15 protein-coding genes are annotated in these 18,354 nt (G+C 36.9%); 9 read left to right on the forward strand and 6 right to left on the reverse strand.

The features are described 5' to 3' along the window. Positions 1-138: 138 nt before the first annotated feature. Positions 139-858: a hypothetical protein gene (locus SFU91_06660; GenBank protein MDX2128702.1), complete on the forward strand. Its 720-nt coding sequence runs from the start codon at positions 139-141 to the stop codon at positions 856-858. 126 nt (positions 859-984) lie between these two features. On the opposite strand, the gene SFU91_06665 is transcribed toward SFU91_06660, so the two are convergent. Then, positions 985-1,335, reverse strand: coding sequence for a hypothetical protein (locus SFU91_06665; GenBank protein ID MDX2128703.1), 351 nt, complete (start codon positions 1,333-1,335; stop codon positions 985-987). 114 nt (positions 1,336-1,449) lie between these two features. Beyond that, complete coding sequence (locus SFU91_06670; protein MDX2128704.1) at positions 1,450-1,797, reverse strand: DUF6717 family protein; 348 nt, start codon at positions 1,795-1,797, stop codon at positions 1,450-1,452. Between the two features lie 413 nt (positions 1,798-2,210). On the opposite strand from SFU91_06670, the gene mfd reads away from it, so the two are divergent. From mfd to SFU91_06685, 3 genes are all read left to right on the forward strand, one after another. After that, the gene (gene mfd / locus SFU91_06675) at positions 2,211-5,513 is read left to right on the forward strand and encodes a transcription-repair coupling factor (protein ID MDX2128705.1); all 3,303 of its coding nucleotides are present in this window, start codon (positions 2,211-2,213) and stop codon (positions 5,511-5,513) included. 211 nt (positions 5,514-5,724) lie between these two features. Next, complete coding sequence (locus SFU91_06680; GenBank protein MDX2128706.1) at positions 5,725-6,984, forward strand: hypothetical protein; 1,260 nt, start codon at positions 5,725-5,727, stop codon at positions 6,982-6,984. Positions 6,985-7,004: 20 nt separating this feature from the next. Then, a complete protein-coding gene (locus SFU91_06685; protein ID MDX2128707.1) occupies positions 7,005-7,541 on the forward strand; it encodes a hypothetical protein in 537 nt (178 codons plus the stop codon). Positions 7,542-7,948: 407 nt separating this feature from the next. Here the strand turns inward: SFU91_06685 and SFU91_06690 are convergent, their stop codons facing one another. The 4 genes from SFU91_06690 to SFU91_06705 all read right to left on the reverse strand — a co-directional run bounded on the left by SFU91_06690 (position 7,949) and on the right by SFU91_06705 (position 9,181). Continuing rightward, positions 7,949-8,200: a hypothetical protein gene (locus tag SFU91_06690; protein MDX2128708.1), complete on the reverse strand. Its 252-nt coding sequence runs from the start codon at positions 8,198-8,200 to the stop codon at positions 7,949-7,951. A gap of 38 nt (positions 8,201-8,238) precedes the next feature. After that, positions 8,239-8,544, reverse strand: coding sequence for a type II toxin-antitoxin system RelE/ParE family toxin (locus tag SFU91_06695; GenBank protein ID MDX2128709.1), 306 nt, complete (start codon positions 8,542-8,544; stop codon positions 8,239-8,241). Beyond that, the gene (locus tag SFU91_06700; GenBank protein ID MDX2128710.1) at positions 8,528-8,761 is read right to left on the reverse strand and encodes a hypothetical protein; all 234 of its coding nucleotides are present in this window, start codon (positions 8,759-8,761) and stop codon (positions 8,528-8,530) included. Before SFU91_06700 ends, SFU91_06695 begins: the two co-directional genes overlap by 17 nt. 117 nt (positions 8,762-8,878) lie before the next feature. Beyond that, positions 8,879-9,181 (reverse strand): hypothetical protein, encoded by a 303-nt coding sequence (locus tag SFU91_06705; protein ID MDX2128711.1) that lies wholly within the window; start codon positions 9,179-9,181, stop codon positions 8,879-8,881. 610 nt (positions 9,182-9,791) lie between these two features. Between SFU91_06705 and SFU91_06710 the strand changes: the two genes are divergently transcribed. The 5 genes from SFU91_06710 to SFU91_06730 all read left to right on the forward strand — a co-directional run bounded on the left by SFU91_06710 (position 9,792) and on the right by SFU91_06730 (position 18,230). Continuing rightward, complete coding sequence (locus SFU91_06710) at positions 9,792-10,967, forward strand: hypothetical protein (protein ID MDX2128712.1); 1,176 nt, start codon at positions 9,792-9,794, stop codon at positions 10,965-10,967. After that, complete coding sequence (locus tag SFU91_06715; GenBank protein MDX2128713.1) at positions 10,964-13,234, forward strand: hypothetical protein; 2,271 nt, start codon at positions 10,964-10,966, stop codon at positions 13,232-13,234. Before SFU91_06710 ends, SFU91_06715 begins: the two co-directional genes overlap by 4 nt. Before the next feature lie 256 nt (positions 13,235-13,490). Further along, positions 13,491-15,260: an AAA family ATPase gene (locus SFU91_06720; protein MDX2128714.1), complete on the forward strand. Its 1,770-nt coding sequence runs from the start codon at positions 13,491-13,493 to the stop codon at positions 15,258-15,260. Next, positions 15,250-16,839, forward strand: coding sequence for a VWA domain-containing protein (locus SFU91_06725; protein ID MDX2128715.1), 1,590 nt, complete (start codon positions 15,250-15,252; stop codon positions 16,837-16,839). Before SFU91_06720 ends, SFU91_06725 begins: the two co-directional genes overlap by 11 nt. Positions 16,840-17,132: 293 nt before the next feature. Then, entirely contained in the window at positions 17,133-18,230 is a 1,098-nt protein-coding gene (locus tag SFU91_06730) for a Fic family protein (GenBank protein MDX2128716.1), read from the forward strand. Positions 18,231-18,354: the final 124 nt, after the last annotated feature.

The following is an 18,354-nucleotide window of genomic DNA, read 5'->3' on the forward strand; positions in this document are numbered from 1 at the left end:
TGATGAAAGAATGACTTAAATTTCTTAAGGTGATATTTATTTTAAATTATTAAAATGTAAATCCGTAAATTGCAAAAAAAATCGATTATTTTTTATATCCAGTAGCTTCAATAGTAAAAAATCTAAACTCAACCTATAATGGATAACTTAGATAAATTAACCAAGCTTTATTCAAATTTAATAAAGCTCATAAATAATAGAAAAGATGACTTTAATGAAGAATTTGTAAGTGTTTTTAACTATGCAAAAGGCTCAGAATACGACAATAAAGAATTCGACAATAAATTTCTAATTGTTGGTAGATCAGTAAATGGATGGACAAATTACAATAAAAATGAATTGTTATTAAAAGAAGGTGAAATTATAAACCGAATAGGAAATGATAACCTACAATGGACAATTAACAATTGGGGTATAAATTACGGTAAAACCTATAACACAAAAAGGTCTGCCTTTTGGAGAATAAATAGAAAAATAACCGATTTAGTATATCAAGTAAGTGATTATAATTTTAATAAACTTAGCTGGACAAACCTTTACAAAATATCAAATGCTGCAGGAGGAAATCCTTCTCCAAAATTACAGGCTTTACAATTTGATCTTGTGAAACAAATATTAATTGAAGAAATAAGAATTTTAGAACCAAAATACATCGTTTTTCTCACTGGTTACGACTGGGCAAAACCATTCTTAATTGAAAACGATAACATTAAAATAGAATTACTCAATCAGACTAATTATGTAAAAGCAAAAGGCTCTTTTTTTAATAGTAAATTTGCAGTTGGACTACATCCACAAGGAAAATTAGAAATGAAACATGCAGAAGAAATATTAGAATATTTGGATTTAAAAAATTAACTTTAGGAAATGATAATATTTAGTTTGGTATTTTATCATGTAGCCAAAGAGTTTATTGCTTTATATGAAATATATTAAAATTTAATCATATTACTCTAACCCTTAATTCGAAATAACAAATAATCATCATAAACTTTTCAAAGATTCATAATGCTTTTTAAGATGTTTTTCTAAAATTTTCAAACATTCCTTTTTTTCTCTAAATGATAGCGTCTCATTAACAAAATACGACATCTCCACATCATTTAAGTTTTTAGCCAAATAATCGTATTCTTGATCAGTAATTCGGAAAACTTGTTTTATTGCGTTATCAATTAAATCAGGAATTCCGCCAATAGTCTTTAATCCTAATTCATCCCAAGTTCTGTTTCGCCTTTTGCAACGGCTTATTAAAGAATCTTCTACACATGTTTTTTCGTCAAGCGTGGCTATTTGTGCACTTTGCTCATTGAGATTTAAATTTTTATTCATGACCATTTTTATTTTATAGAATTACACACCAATACCTGTACTTATTATTTACTTACAATTTTAAATTCCCATCTTCGAGGAAAAAAAATTAAGAAAAAACGATAGTCTTTTTCTTATATCTTAATGTCTCTTTGCGAAATAAATCTTCTTCGGAAATTTCCCAAAAACAAAAGTCGTGACTTGACATAACCAAAATTTATGCTCGCGTGGCTTACCATTAAATGTTCGTAGGAAATAATCCCCACCTCCAAACATCACTTCTCCCTCTTTGACTAAATCAGCGACATAGGAGCCGTCAAATCCTTCAGTTGACATTATCACTTCCACTTCTTTTTCGCCATCAGCGTACATATCAAGGAGTTCATCAGCGCCCGAAACCATCTCCAATTCTTCCTTAAGCCCAGTCCAATTTGGTAAATCGATATACCAACGGCCGTCTTCTTCCTTATAAAAGCGATAATATTTCATTTTTGATATTATTTATGTTTTTGATTACACATTGAAAGGCGGCTGTTAGTTCGCTGAAAGTGAAAAAAAACTTCTAGATTTTACAACTATTTTATCAAACAATTTTTTAATAAAACATTCCATTGTCGGCAATATTATATGTGAATTTATTTCTGATGCATTCAATTCTATTTCTCAATTATATTACTCATTTCTATTTTTTTCCCTCACCCCCTTCTTGCACCTCATCACACCCCATAATTTCTTTGCACATTCATTTGCTGGAACTTCTTAGATTGCGCTTTGTTAAAGTTCACGAGAGTTTGTGAAAGCTTGAAGATTACGGAATTGAAACGCACAAAAATCCATATCAACCAAGAGGCAGTAAAAACTGCCCTTTCGTATTTTAAACACTTTTTAATCATTGAATCGCAATGACCGGCGCAACAGAAACGCTTCTTCAAAAAATATCATTATCTTCTTTTCTCTCCCGCTGCGAAGCCTTCTTTCCAAAAGAGTTTCGCATGCCAAAAGCGTCTGAAACCCTCACCTACACTGGCCTTTACGGCTCACTCTCGTCGCTTCTCTCCGCAAAGCTGTATCAAAATCATTCAGGTGCGGTTGTGCTAGTGGTTTCAGAAGAGCGATATGAACTCTATGAAAACGATTTGCCCGTGATATTCGGCACCGCCGCAAAAGAGCAAATTTTAGATTATATCTCCGAGCCTTCCCGCGTGCTTTCGTCACTCATTTCCGGCAAGCACACGAAACCATTCATTCTCGCTACCGACCGCGACCTCTTCCGCCCCACCGTTTCTCGCAAAAGCGCCGAGCGCAGCAAATTACTCTTGGAACATGGCAAAAAAGTCGGATACGAATCCGTTATTCAATTCCTCACTGAGAATCACTTTACCCGAAAAGATTTCGTCGAAGCCGAAGGCGATTTCGCCGTGCGCGGTTCCATCATCGATGTCTATTCCTACGGCGCCGCCGAGCCCTTCCGTGCCGAGTTTTTCGGGGATGACATCGATACCCTTCGTTATTTCGATATCCAATCGCAACTTTCAACCGCCGCCACCGATGCGGCCTTAATCGTCTCGAATCTCTTGGGCGATGGCATCACCGAATCTACACTCTTAGACTTTTTACCGGAATCCACACTCTTCATTTTGGATCAAGTTCAAAGCCTTCATTTTGAAACTGATGAGATGGAAAACATTCCCTTCACCGACTTTGAATCAAAAACACAATCTTCTCCCAAGGTTTATTTTTCAATGCTCGGCGAATCGGATATCGCCTTTCCGGCAAAATCTCAAATCAAGTTTAATTCTAATTTCAAATTCTTTTCGGAGTCGCTTTCAAAAGCAGCCGAAGCCAATCAATCGTTGGTGATAGCCACAAAGTCGCAAAAGGAGATTGGAGAGCTTGTGGAGTTTATGCAAGCCACTCCTTCACATCACGACGAGGGCGAAAGCACCGATACTGCAAAGCTGCCCATTGATGAATTGACCATCGTTCCCGAAACACTCTACGAAGGCTTTACGCTTGGCTCAATCTCTCTTTACACCGAGTTCGACATCTTCGGCAAGTTGCACGCACATAAGCTTCGGCGTAAGCGCAAGATTCGCCCGATTTCCCTCCGTGAACTCCGAGCCTTGAAGGTCGGCGATTTCATCGTTCACGAAGATTACGGCATCGGTGTTTTTATGGGGCTTGAAAAAGTGAAAGTGGCGGGCTCGCAACAAGAGTGTGTGCTCGTGCATTACGAAAAGGGCGATAAGCTTTATGTGAACATCCAAAACCTTCACTTGCTTTCGAAGTATTCTTCGGGTGAAGGTCGCACGCCCTCGCTTTCGAAACTCGGCAGCGATAAATGGCAACAAAGCAAGGAGAAAATCAAAAAGCGGTTGAAAGATATCGCCCGAAACCTCATCGAACTTTATGCGAAGCGCAAAGCCTCGGTGGGATTTGCACACGTTTCCGATACCGTGTGGATGCGCGAATTCGAAGCCTCCTTCATTTTTGATGAAACGCCCGATCAGCAAACTGCGATCGACGCCATCAAAAAAGACATGCTCTCCACAGCCCCGATGGATCGGCTCATCTGCGGCGATGCCGGTTTTGGAAAAACAGAGGTTGCAATGCGTGCTGCGTTCAAAGCTGTGGAATCGGGCAAACAAGTGGCGTTGCTTGTTCCCACCACCATTTTGGCGCATCAACACTTCCGCACCTTTAAGCAGCGATTCCAAAACTTCCCCACGCAGATTGAAGTGCTTTCGCGCTTTGTTCAGGCAAAAGAAGCAAAGCGCATCACCAAAGCCACACAAGAAGGAAAGGTTGATATTCTAATTGGCACACACCGTTTGATTTCGAAAGATGTGGTGTTTAAGGATTTAGGATTGCTTATTGTTGATGAAGAGCAGCACTTTGGTGTCGCGGCGAAAGAGAAACTTCGAGAAGCCTTTCCGAATGTCGATTCGCTTACCCTTTCCGCCACACCGATTCCGCGAACGCTTCAATTTTCAATGATGGGCGCACGCGATCTCTCCATCATTTCCACTCCGCCGAAAAATCGGCAACCCATTGAAACCATCATCCACGAATTTGATGAAGATTTCATCAAGAAAGCCATTAGCCGCGAGCTTGGGCGAAACGGGCAAGTCTTCTTCCTTCACAATCGAATTGGAACCATTGAAGATATGTACTTGCTCATCAAACGCCTCTTCCCCACGGCGCGCGTGGCGTATGCCCACGGGCAAATGCCGACCAAACAGCTTGAGGAAATCATTATGGATTTTCTTGATAAAGAAATTGATGTGTTGGTGTGTACCACCATTATTGAATCAGGCGTGGATATTTCGAATGTGAATACGATTGTGATTAACCGCGCCGATATGTTCGGCCTTTCCGACTTGTATCAGCTTCGCGGACGCGTAGGGCGCAGCGAGCGCAAAGCATATTGCTACCTCATAACGCCTCCGGTTTCAACCCTCACCCAAGAGGCACTGCAACGCTTGGCCGTGATTGAAGAATTCACTGAACTTGGCTCGGGCTTTAATGTTGCACTGCGCGATTTGGATATTCGTGGCGCGGGAAATTTATTGGGGGCCGAGCAATCGGGATTTGTTTTTGATGTTGGGTTTGATGTCTATCAAAAATTGCTTGAAGAGGCTGTAACGGAATTGAAATCCACCGAGTTCAAATCCATTTTCAAAGACGCGGAGATTCGAAAGGAGAAAGTTGAGAAGCCGGCCGATATTACTTTCTTCTTTGATGCGCTCATTCCGGGTTATTATGTGGAGTCAGCGGCGGAGCGGTTTGCACTCTATGAGCGGGTTTCGAAAGCCGAGAGTATGAAGGATGTTGAGGCATTTGAAAAGGAATTGGCCGATCGATTTGGAAAAATCCCTGAAGAATGTCATCATCTGATTGCCGTAACAAGGCTTCGTTTTTTCACCTTACCGCTGAAAGTGGTGAAGATTGATATCACGCCCGACCGTGTGGTACTCACCTTCCCCGATGGTTCAGTGGATAAAGCCTATTACGAAAGCAAAACTTTTGAAAATGTGCTTAGCGCAATTCAAAGTGGGGCACTAAAAAAGTTTTCCCCACAGTTTAAGCATGAAAAGAAGTTCCGCCTTGAATTCAATTTTCCTCATCCCGTCAAAGAAAATCCCAAAAAGGCTTTAGATTTTGTGCGTGAGATTGCGGGGGTGTTGATGAATAATAATAATTAATATAAATTAAGAACTACCATTTTAAAACTAACTCACTGTTAACTTTATGTTTCTCCGATCTCCTCATTTTCGGTTTTTGATCCTCGTAATTACATTTAATTTTCTTGTTTTCAGTGGCTGCACCAACTCAAAGATAAGCACATCTAGTTTATTTACTGAAAACCATCCTTTCATTTTCATAAAGGAATATCAAAAGTATATCCCCATTTCCGTGAATAAAGGAGATACAACAATTTACCCTGATTTGGTTTTTCATAAATTGGAAAAAGGAAGTCATCAATACCTCAATTATTTCAATATATCATCAGAAGTTAATCAAGAAATTATAAATTTCGACACCTCACTATCTTCCTCGATATCATACTTTAATCACAATAAAGAGATATTCTTTTCGAATGGTAGTATTTTTTATTTATTTGAAAATTTTTCTAAAAATTTATTTATTTTTCTTGCAACCCCAATTTTTATGAGTTTAGGAGTAGCATTTGGACTACTCTTTAGCCCTTTTATTATCCAAAAGGCTATTTTTGACCCCCCTGAGGTAATCTATTTTGATGTAAGAGATGAAGTTACAAATCAATCTCTTAATTCTACACTTATTTATTGTGTACCAAATCACTTTATTTCACAAGTATTTGAAGACAGCTTGGGTTTAAGGAAACGACTGAAAGAACCAAAACTTGAGTATATAAAAATTGATTCAAATACAATCAAATTGATTCAAACGAGTTTACCGAATACTCCAACAGCTTTAACAGCCTTAGGAAATGCACTTATACCCTTTGCCCAAACTAAGTTTATTCATGATTTTGACTATCGATATTACTCTGAAAGATTAAAGCTTTCTAATCAATCAGACACGGATGTAGAGTCGATTAATTCAATAAAAAAACGATTCAAAAGTCGTGATACTTCTTTTACCTCGATTTATCCATTTGGTATTACTAAAAAAGATTTCTTAAATCTATTAAATATAAATCTTACTTTGGAAGAAAGTAGGAAGGTCAATTTCGACAGCATAGGTTTTTACTTCATATTTCACCGAGAGGGATACATTCCTCAATACCTTTACATCGATTATCAAAAATTTAAAGAGACTTTGTTTAAAATTAAATTAAAAAGAAGAGAAGTTTCTGTCTCTGACAATAATTTAAATTTCTTTAATGAATTTTTGAGAATTAACTACTTTTTGCATGAAGTATGGAACATTAAAAAAAAATTTCCCAAGAAATTTAAGTTAATCCCTTTAGATACCTATTTAACATATTCAAAATTAAGTGAAATTGATGCTTCAATTGAAATTATTGAGAAATTAATACCTCAGGAACCAGTAGTAGAAATTTATAAGTTTATAAAATATCAATTTTTAGGAGAAACAACATCCGATAAATCAAGTTCTAGGTATTTAACAGACAAAGATTTTTTTCTATTTAAATATGATTATATCTTGTTCAATGAGGAACTTTATTAAATTTCTAATTCAAATTTAGTATGTCACACAATTACTATCTACCATCAGATTTAAGCTCGTTAATTTCAGATGAAAAAATTGATTTCTTCGTTTACCCAAATAGACAAAAGCCGACTTATGAATATCTGAAAGTTATAACTTTTTTTATTATTTGGCTGATTATATGCGGGATGATTACTTTTGTTATACTATCACCTCTTATTAATGGCGAAAGTGTAACTATTTACTTTAATGATAGAGCTTATACAGGAGACTCAAACAATTTGATTCCCGTTATAGTCTCCCTTATTATTCCTATTACATTTTTTATTGGAGGAGCAGGTGTACTTATATACAATATCAATCAAATGATGCAAAAAGGGGGAATATTTGTTGGTACGATTACTCGATTAATTCATTCTCACAAAGGAAAGATTAAGGTTTATTCTTGGAGAGAATTCCTCGGGGTTTTGGAAATTGATGCTGAAGAAGGAGATGTATCGTTGAAATTAAGGACTGGAACGGTTCAAAAACAAAACGGAAGTAAGGTCTTTTTACACGATATTGTTCATATTTAGGGAATTGAAGATTCCTTATCAATTGCTACAATGTGTAAGACAAGAATTGATGAACAGTACTGATAACGAGAGATTATACCTAAAATTTTTCTGAAAAGTCTTTTCTTCAAGTTAAGAGCAGTAAATAGTATATCACCGTTAAAGTCTATTTGAAAAATGAATATGGTGAATTACTACTTTGTAAGACTATACATAAAAAGCAGTCTTTATAGAATACTACACTCAAAAACAGAGCAGAAAAAGATGAACTCGGCCAGCTCGATGCGGAATCCCGCACGCCTATCATTCACACGGTGACCACGGCATGCGCCGCCTCACTTCGTCTCTCGAAGTATCGAAACAACCTGCTACAAGACACGGTCATTTCGAGGCTTGTAATATGCTCGTCAAGCTCGCACCGAGAAATCTCAGACCTTCTGCACTTCAAATATTGAGGTGGCTCTGCTTGTCGAAACCACCGTCTCGCGGGGAACAGCTTTTGAAAGGAAACCACAAAGAACACAAAGAAGAAACACAAAAGGACACAGAGAGAAAACGAGGTCATTCCGGCAAGTCGCTTCTGCGACGCGTCCGGAATCCTGCATGCCCATCATTACCACGGTGGTTGAACCTGCGACACACGGAGCCTGTCGAAGTGCCGAAACCACGAACCACATCACACAGTCATTTCAACAAACTCTATGACCAAACTTTTCTTTTACTCCTCAAATGGATTCTTTTCAGGACTTTGACGATTGGAAAAAAAGGAGAGGATTTCAATTCGATCGTCACTCACCTGATAATACATTGTGTTGTACTTCAGTATAACAAAACGGTGAATGGGTTTGACTTTACTTTTTGGGAAAACAAGTGGGTTTCGTGAAATTAAATCAATAACACGGTCAACTTTTTGGGCGAGTCGTTGAATCTCTTTCTCAGTAAAATTCTCTTGCAGATACTTAATCGTTTTTGAAAGCTCTTCTACGGCATTATCCGTCCAAACCACGTTATAACCACTTTTCATACAGTGCTTTCACTGCAAGATGTGAGGTCACTTTGCCGAGTTTTGCATCGTCAATTCCCTTTTCAATTGATGCCTTTTCATCACGAGTCAAATCATCCCACCATTCTTGATTTTCTTCCTCCTTGATTTTAAGAAGTTTCTCAATGACTTTCGTGTCTTCCAACCCTGAAAGCCATTGAATCAATTCAATCTTCTTATCGGAAACTTGACCTTGCATATCTATTTTTTAATTCAATTGTTCCGTCTTTCTTTCTCCCTCAAAATATATCGTTTCTCACGAAGACCCAAAAACCTTGATAAATCCGTGGTTGAACCTCTTCGGCGGTTGAGCCTCTTAAAACAAATCACTGCATGTCATTCCAAGAAGCAAAGCGCGTCCGGAATCCTGCACGCCCATCATTAGCACGGTGGTTGAGCCTGCGCCGCACTGAGCCTGTCGAAGTGTCGAAACCACCTGATCCACGGTCATTTCGTCAGGCTCAATGACCTCTTTCTTTGTCATTTCGAGCGCAGCGAGAAATCCCATCGCTTTCCCCAAGCCAGAGATTTCTCCCTCCGCTTCGCTCCGTTCGAAATGACAACCGTTTTTGCAAATCATTCCGCCTTGTCCGTTATCTGAAAAGCAAAACTCACTCATGAATGAAAAAGGAATGTCATACCAGCTTGTCCGGTCTCAGACATTCAAAAAACTTCTGGGGTGGTTGAGCCTGTCGAAACCACAGAGCCTCAAGAGACTAACCTCTTCTCATAGAATACAAATTACTCAGACCTATCAGATGAACGCCATAGACCGAGTGAAACTGTCTCAACAGCATCAACAGCGTAAACATGAGAGATAAACACAACTATACTTTTCCCTTAAAAAATCGCTTTAGATTATCACTCCTCTTTTCTATCTTTTGATAATCTTGTTCACTATCGACTCTCTAACTTAAATGACCTCTGCATTTGCATCTTTAATAATGGAATTTTTAATTCAAAAAGACCAATGCGAGATAAGAAGCGGTTTTACGCCTGTTTGAATTTAATTTCACTTTAACTTAAATAATAGGGTGGTTATGCGAATGTTTCTTGAATATTTTGAGGGCGTTCGTATATCCTATTGTTCAGCTAAACTCCGCTTCGCCGAACATCGGTTTTGCGTGAGTCTTCGGGCTGCTTCGCGCCCACTGGCCCCCGCAAAGCCGCTCCCCATTAGCGGTCAGTGTAACCAGATATCAGTTCAAAAACAAGACATGATAGACTAAATGATTAAAATAACAAGTAACATATCGTTACCAAAAATTCAGAACTTATATACTCAACTTGCTTCATCCAATGATTCTGTGATTGATGTGCATTTGCCTAAAAAGATAGAAAAACTGGATTTCGGACTGTTATTCTCTTACCTACAGTTTTTATCCACTTGGGTAAGAAATAATCGTTCAGGTAAATTGTATCTACCAATTAACAACACGGAAGAAGCAATTGAATATTTGGATGCCAATGAGTTTGTTTATCCATCCATTGTATTGGCTTGGGAGAAAGAAATTGTAAATGCGAATGGGGAAAACATAAAAGGTGAATTGAAGAATCCGAGTAAGGAATATTTCAATCGTATGGATTTCTTCGACTTAAAAGGAACTTCCGTTCCTATTTATTGCTTCGACCACGACAAATCCAACAGAGGCCTTTCACGCCACTTTTACAAGAATTTTAGAGAGTTAGTAAATGAAACCACTCTAGGTTTTAATCTTTTCAATGCCTTTAAAAAAGTTGGAGACTTCAACAAAGGTGTGTTTAGAACAGGTGTAAAAGGTCATTATGATGACTTTATAGCAATAATCCACGAACTTTTTACGAATACACACGAACACGCAAAGACGAATGAACTTGGCTATAATCTATATCCAAATATTCGTGCATTACAATTGAAATTCCACAAGAAGCCGATTAACAAATTTGTTGAACAGTTTCAAGATTATGTAGGTCTTGTTCAATATTTCAATTCAGGATTTAATATAAATCCCCAAGGTGAATTATATCTGTTAGAAATTTCGATTTTGGATAGTGGTCCTGGCTTTGTGAAACGATATAAAAAGATAAGCGACTACAATTTGAACATATCCGAAGAGGTTGAAATTATCAAGCAATGTTTATACAGACACAACACTTCTGCTGATGGACTCAGAGGTGAAATTAAAGGTATTGGGCTTGACAGAGTTCTACAAACACTTGATGGAAAAGGATTTGTAAGAATAAAAACTGGACGGGCAGATATTTTTCGGGACATGAGAAACAATCGCTATCATCATCATGACAATGCAAGCGAAATTCAGTTGAATGATTTCCAGAATAACAGCACCAACAATTTTACTGTATATCCAGTAGCAGAAGGCACTTTACTTTCTATTTTTTATCCCTTAGAATTTAATCAGCTATGAGAAACTACTTTATATACCAATATGAAGACGCAGTTTCTTCAACAGGAAAACTGAGAGTTACGGTATTGTTTGTTCACCAAACAAAAATCGGTTCTCAGAATGAATTGGCTCAAGAATTAAATAACTTTTTTCAGGAACACAGTATTACCGACAAATTGGTGGTTCTTGTTCCGAAATATCTTGATGCTTCATCTTTAGAATATTTCAAATCAGGCAGAGAAACAACATTTCAAAGGGTTCCGGGCAAGTCAGTAGACTATTTTGATAAATGTTTGATGATTTATGAGTTTGATGCTGGCGGCAGTTTTACTTTGATTGAAGGAAAGAAACCAAAACATGAATCAAAGTTCATTTCACATCTATTGAGAAGCGGTTCAACTGTAATTTTCAAAAACAATGGCGGTTTGGTTGAATCAACTCCTGACCATCACTTTGTTTTCCCAAGCAATAAACACTGTTCTAAGTTTATACGAACAGGAAATGTTCTGATAAATCAATCAGAGATATTCTTTCTCGCTGTTCAACTTTTGAAACATACGAAGGATAAAAATATTATATACTGCGATACATCATCAATCAATGTTCTGCCATATTCGGTTTTTGAATTGAGAAGAAGGTTTAAGCAAGAGTTTGATTGTCCAATTGTCCATAGTTTTAAATCATACGATGTATTTGAAAAAAGCACTGATAGTTTTTCTCCTGAATCGTTAGTATTAATTTCAGCATCTACATCAGGTAATATCATTGACAGGCTATTAAAGGAAAAAAGAGCCGATAAAGAACAGATACAGATTATTTACTTCTTAGGTCGAAATGATAAATTCTTAAACCATAGTGCTAATATAATTTGCAACCTGACAAAGGATTCTGATTTTCAATTAGGAGAAGAAGAATTTGAAACCTACAACAATCCTGAAGATTGTAAACTTTGTAAGAACCATTCACGACCAATAAATATTCGTGGAGACGTATTTCTTACAGTTCAGCCGAAAGTTGAAAGGCATCTTCTAACAATAAAACCTGAATATTTCGCAAAGAGTATAGCAACCTTTGCTGAACACTATAAAAGCAGATTGCCAAACGAAGGTGTAATTAAGGTCTATTACAAAGACAATTTTCCTGATGCGAACTACGAAGTTTATTTTGATATTGTTTATCTGCTAAAGAACTTAACCAAGTTCACAAGGTTTGACGAAGCACTAAATAGACACATTGACAAATATATACCTGCGAATACAAAATATCTTTTGCATCTCCCTGACATTGGTTCAGAAGAACTCGCAAAGCATATCCTTACTAAAATTCCATCAAGTATAAAACCCGAGTTAATAAAACTAGATTCAGGCTTTACAACTAAAATCAAAGAAGAATCTGGAACTGTTGTCATTGTTGCTTCCTGCATTACCACAGGCAAAAAACTATTACAGATAAGCCGATTAATGCGAAATATGGAGAAGTTGAATTTGGTTTATTTCGTGGGTATTTACCGACCTGTAAATGACACGTTCGCAACTGACTTAATTAGTGATTTAAAGAAAGGAAAAGACAAAAGCGATGAACGACCATTTGTCGCAGTTGAAACCATTTACTGTTCAATACAGCAAACCGAAACTTCTTGGGAACTGGAAAAAGTCATTTTTGAAGACTTTATAGGTTCACTTGATGAAGACAAAGAGCCAGAAGTTTACAGCTATGTAAATGAACGACTTGAAATTCTCCGTGATAACAAAAAACTTCGTGGTTTTAGTAATGATGTTTTACTGAAAACTGTTGGCAAACAAGATTTACGATTAAGGAAGAATTTTGCGTTCTGGAATTCATTTGAATATAAAGAAAATGAAGTAGCTCAATCAGAAGTTTACTTTACCATTTCGACAATCATTTCAAACCTTGAACAAAAGCAAATCAATTCTCATCCATCACTTAAGCAGACAAACTATGTGAGAAATATGCTAAGTCCGAGAAACTTTCACCGATTTAATGACGGCATTATTCAAGCATCACTGCTAAGAAGCGGCAAGACTGAATATTTCTCCTATGACCTTGACAGCGAACTTAGTTTGCAAATGAAAGAATTCCTGTTAAGTATCATTGACAAATACAATTCAGCAGACGGTGAGGCCTTAATGGAATTTTTGCTTGCAATTGGCATCAGGCGACTAAAAATGAAAAAAGAAGACCTAAAAGAAGTATTAATCAAAGCAATTAATTGTCCAGACAAAATAGTATCAAGATTTTCAGAATACATACATAGTAAGATTCCATAATAACATGATAACTTAATCGAATAAAAACACCGAACCGCTAACAGCACCTTGTCAAAAGCGGGGCGGACAATGGTAAAATGAACATTAGATCATTAAATAAGCATTTGTGCTTGCATGACAGTTTGGTGCTCCTAAAGCCCCGCCCTCGGCAATACCCAAAACGTTCAGCTAAACTCCGCTTCGCTGCGTTTAGCTGAACGGGGAGCATAAACAACTTCACAGCATACATTAAACAAACAAAAATATTTTTGGACAGATGACAGTAAAACCCAAAATCACAGAACTACTCAAACGACTTAATGACGGAGTAATTGAAAAGGAAGAAGTAATCGCTTTATCTCTGCTTTCTTCAGTTGCAGGAGAAAGTATTTTTCTTTTGGGTGCACCGGGAGTAGCAAAATCCTTGGTTGCAAGACGACTTAAATACGCTTACAAAGACGGCAGTTCATTTGAATATCTTATGAACCGCTTTAGCACACCAGACGAAATATTTGGACCCGTTTCAATTTCCCAACTTAAAGACCACGACAAATACGAGAGAATTATAAAAAATTACTTACCGACAGCAACGGTTGTTTTCCTTGACGAAATTTGGAAAGCGGGACCTTCAATACAAAACGCTTTACTAACCGTTCTTAACGAGAAAATATACCGAAACGGAGAGCAGGAAGTTCAAGTGCCGATGAAAGCACTTATTTCAGCTTCAAACGAATTGCCAAGCAAAGGCGAAGGACTTGAAGCCCTTTGGGATAGATTTCTTGTTCGCTTAATTGTTGATGGTGTAAAGGACAAGCAGAGTTTCAATGACATGATTTCAAAGACATTGAACTCATACAGCGACACCGTTGGTGAAGCATTGAAAATTTCTGATGACGAATACAAAAAGTGGAACAAACAAATTGACGAAATAGAAATTCTCGAAAATGTATTCAATGTAATTCACGTTATCAGGAGTTTTATAGACCTACACAATCAGCGAGAAGAAAACAAACAAAATCCGATTTACATTTCAGACCGTAGGTGGAGAAAAATTGTTAGACTTCTTAGGACTTCTGCATTTCTCAATGACCGTAAAATGGTTGATTTGATGGATTGCTTTTTAATTAAGGATTGTCTTTGGAATGAGACAGAACAAATTCAAACTGTTTCTCAGTTTGTTAAGGACGCTATCCAAAAACACGGATATAATCTTTCATTAAATATGAGTTCAATTTCAGACGAGTTGAAAGACTTTTGGAAAGAAGTGCTTGAAGAAACAAGTCACATGAAAAAAGTTCAAATACCCAAAATTTATTATCAGCATTTCTATTTCATTGAAGGTTTTGACCGACCTCTCATAAAAATTTCAGACTATAATCAATTAGGTGACGACTACATTAATGTAACATTCTATCAAAATTCAAATGAGGATTGGCAAAGAAGAAATTACCCGCAGAATTTTAGAATTAAATTAAGTAATAAGCCCAACAACATTGTTCATGATGGTCAACTAAGAAAAATTGAAACAACAGACAGTGAAAAACCTGCAACTAAAAGACCACACCCTGCGGTTAAAAAAGATTGGGATAAACGAGTAAAAGTAGTTCTCACAACTACAAGTAACCTCAAATCAAGAATAGATAGTTTTAAAAGTAATGACTTAAAGCATATTAGAACAAATCTATTTGTAAATGAATCCTATGCAGAAATTGTCGAAGACAACCTAAGACAACTTCAAAATGAAATTGAAAAATTAGAAGTTGAAGTGAGTAGAATTCAACATTTTTACGAAAATGTCGAACATGATGTTTTCATTGATTCTGCATTGCTTAGTTTGACAAATGGGAAAAGCGATTTTGCCCTATCAGAATTGACAGATGAATTTGAAGAGTGGATTTTCGAACAATTGCAAAATCTTGAGATTACAAATTCAAATGAATTTCTAAGCAACGACTTGAATTTCTATTTGAATAATACTGACATAGATGAAGACCTTTATAATGAACTTATAGAAGCTATCGAAAACCGATTAGATAATGGACAATAAATTCGATAGGTTTCAAACATTCGGTTCAATTGCAGATGAAGCTACTAGAAGAAAAGTAGTTCAAAGCATTTATTTTCAGTTGCAAAAGAAATCAGAAAGCGGCATTGGCTTCGCCAATGCTGATACAGATAATTTTGCTACTGCTATTAATGACATTCTCTCTAATCCCACAATGAAAGAATTGTGTTCAAAAGACCCTGAACTTTCTGAAAAGATAACACAAGATATTCTTGACTTTATAAATAAGACCAAGAAACAATTAAATAAAACTGAAAATCCTTTTGAAAATGAAATAGAGCTAAAGCAAGAATTTGAACATAGCAAAAGGTCTGAATTCAAAAATAAATGGGAGAAAGTAAATCCAACGATTAAGAACAACTATGACACAAAGGAGCTCGATGTTACTTTTTATGAAAAGGAGTTTGCCAAAAGTTTGGATGAAAAAATTAAAAACTACAAAGACAAGCCAAGTTTTGAAAGTGTAAAAGAACACTTCAATGAAAAGTGGGACGAATTACTATACAAGAGACAAACAAAATGGGAACTTGACCAGATAGAAGAACAACGGAAAAAATTCTGTGAAGAATTATACAAACGAATTGAAGAACTAAAAAAACTTCAAGAAGCACTTGAGCCATTTACCAAAGAATTAGGACGGCTTTGGGATATGAGTAAAGGAAATTGGCAACGAGTAAATCTTGATATTTTAAAACAGTATGCTGAACTTTTGCAGAGAGATAAATCACTAAAAGAACTTGCTGAAATGCTTGGCAAAATGCGGCAAGCTGAAAAGGAGTTTGAAGAAGAACTTTTTGCAAACATTCAATTGAAACCTGAATGGAAAGTGGAGCACGCCAGCAAATCGGACTTAATCGGTATTCACGAAAGCGATGATTTAAGCAGTTTGCTTCCTTCTGAAACAGCTTTACTTGCTGACGAAACGATGCAATCCGTATTCTTCAAAAAGTTTGCGGAAAAGAAACTGCAAACATTCGAGTATCAAGCAAAAATGCTTTCATACCGAGAAGAAGAATTTCAGGACAAACGACAAAAGGAAAAAGAAGAAGCAAAAGGGCCTTTTATCATTTGTGTTGACACGAGCGGTTCAATGCACGGAACACCTGAAACTGTTGCCAAGACACTTTGTTTCGCCATTTTGAAAATCGCCATTCGTTATAACCGAAAGTGTTATCTCATTTCGTTTTCGACAGGTATTGAAACGCTTAACCTGACAGATTTGAAAAACTCTTTGGATAAAATCATTTCTTTTCTTTCAATGAGTTTTCACGGTGGCACAGACGCAACTCCTGCTATGAGAGAAGCACTTAGAATGTTAACAACTCAGGACTACAAAAAGGCAGACGTGATAATGGTTTCCGACTTTGTGATGTCTGCATTTGACAAAACAACACAAGACAAAGTAAAATCAGCGAAAGACAACAAAACAAAATTTCATAGTTTGGTAATTGGTAACAGCCAAAATCCTGCGACAATTAAGGACTTTGACAGTAATTGGTTTTACGACTTGAACAATCCAAAGAGCTTATTGACACTCATTAAAAACATTAACGAACTATGACGACAGACAGAATGCCAGCAGGTAACAGCCGTTTCGCGTAATGGCGGTTGCGGTGCTTCGTATGACAGTTCTGTGGTAGGTTCAAGTGTAGTTCTTCGATTAAACTTTTATGCTAAAAATCCGCCACTACGCCAAGCCAGCAACCTTTAGCAGTCATGTTTTTTACATTGTCTCTCATCAATAAGCGACTTAAAAACTCACTTTAATCGGCTTCACTTGCGGTGAATAATTTAGCATTTGCCGCATTTTTGCGGAGAATAGTGTTTATATTTACCGCAACAAAGTTTCAAAAAGTGGCTAAATACATTTACGAATACGAAAATTGGACAGAATTCACTTGGCGTGAAAAATCCATAAATGCACTATTTGGGGAAGTTCGCAATCTGCAAGGCAAGATTATAGGGCAGATGAATACACTTGGTTTTGCCACAAAAGAACAGGCAACACTCACTACACTGACACTTGACATTATTAAATCATCTGAAATAGAAGGAGAAAAACTCGACTATGACCAAGTTCGTTCGTCAATTGCAAGAAGACTTGGCATAAATACCGCCGGGCTTATTCCATCCAATAGAAATGTGGATGGCGTTGTAGAGATGATGCTTGATGCAACTCAGAATTATCAAAACCCACTCACAAACACGCAACTGTTTGGCTGGCATTCGGCACTTTTTCCAACTAGATATAGCGGAATGCACAAAATAGCGGTTGGTCGCTATCGAATAGGTGAAATGCAAATCGTTTCAGGTGCTATGGGAAAAGAAAAAGTTCATTACGATGCAGTTCCTGCAAGCAGTGTAAAAGAAGAAATGGATATGTTCTTAAAATGGTTTAATGACAACTCCCCAACTGACCCTGTACTAAAATCTGCAATCGCTCATTTTTGGTTTATCATCATTCACCCCTTTGACGATGGAAACGGAAGAATTGCAAGAGCGATATCAGATTTAATGCTTGCCCGTGCAGACAAAACATCTGAACGATATTATAGCATGTCAAACCAAATTTTGATTGAACGAAAGCAATATTATGAGGTTTTGCAAAAAGTTCAACACAGCAGTGGCGATATAACAGAATGGTTAGACTGGTTTTTAAATTGCCTTAAGAATTCGTTGTTGGCTACAGACACTACTCTGCAAAAAATATTGCGTAAAACTGAATTTTGGAAAATTCACGAAAAAACCGAATTTAACGAACGACAGAGATTGGTATTAAATAGGCTCTTTGATGGATTTGATGGGAAACTAAAATCATCCAAGTGGGCAAAAATTGCAAAATGCTCGCCCGACACAGCATTGCGTGACATTAAGGACTTAATTGACAAGGGAATTTTACGCCAAGAGCATCAAGGCGGACGAAGCACAAACTACGAACTTGCCAACTTCTGAATTTAATACTACCGCCAACATTGGTTTAGCGTCATCTTGCTAACGTGCGACCTTGGTGCTTTGTTCTTCTATTCAAGTTCAGTGCAAATTTGAAAGTGAAATGCTCTGAAATTGCCACCTTAGG

The organism is Chloroherpetonaceae bacterium (genome assembly GCA_033763895.1).
In the GTDB taxonomy this organism is placed as follows: Bacteria; Bacteroidota; Chlorobiia; order Chlorobiales; family Thermochlorobacteraceae; genus JANRJQ01.

What these genes read in the sequence shown, in the direction of transcription:
- SFU91_06660 (MDX2128702.1), top strand. Translation starts at nt 139, where the DNA reads ATGGATAACTTAGATAAATTAACCAAGCTTTATTCAAATTTAATAAAG.
- SFU91_06665 (MDX2128703.1), bottom strand. Translation starts at nt 1,335, where the DNA reads ATGGTCATGAATAAAAATTTAAATCTCAATGAGCAAAGTGCACAAATA.
- SFU91_06670 (MDX2128704.1), bottom strand. Translation starts at nt 1,797, where the DNA reads ATGAAATATTATCGCTTTTATAAGGAAGAAGACGGCCGTTGGTATATC.
- mfd (MDX2128705.1), top strand. Translation starts at nt 2,211, where the DNA reads ATGACCGGCGCAACAGAAACGCTTCTTCAAAAAATATCATTATCTTCT.
- SFU91_06685 (MDX2128707.1), top strand. Translation starts at nt 7,005, where the DNA reads ATGTCACACAATTACTATCTACCATCAGATTTAAGCTCGTTAATTTCA.
- SFU91_06695 (MDX2128709.1), bottom strand. Translation starts at nt 8,544, where the DNA reads ATGAAAAGTGGTTATAACGTGGTTTGGACGGATAATGCCGTAGAAGAG.
- SFU91_06700 (MDX2128710.1), bottom strand. Translation starts at nt 8,761, where the DNA reads ATGCAAGGTCAAGTTTCCGATAAGAAGATTGAATTGATTCAATGGCTT.
- SFU91_06705 (MDX2128711.1), bottom strand. Translation starts at nt 9,181, where the DNA reads ATGAGTGAGTTTTGCTTTTCAGATAACGGACAAGGCGGAATGATTTGC.
- SFU91_06710 (MDX2128712.1), top strand. Translation starts at nt 9,792, where the DNA reads ATGATTAAAATAACAAGTAACATATCGTTACCAAAAATTCAGAACTTA.
- SFU91_06715 (MDX2128713.1), top strand. Translation starts at nt 10,964, where the DNA reads ATGAGAAACTACTTTATATACCAATATGAAGACGCAGTTTCTTCAACA.
- SFU91_06720 (MDX2128714.1), top strand. Translation starts at nt 13,491, where the DNA reads ATGACAGTAAAACCCAAAATCACAGAACTACTCAAACGACTTAATGAC.
- SFU91_06725 (MDX2128715.1), top strand. Translation starts at nt 15,250, where the DNA reads ATGGACAATAAATTCGATAGGTTTCAAACATTCGGTTCAATTGCAGAT.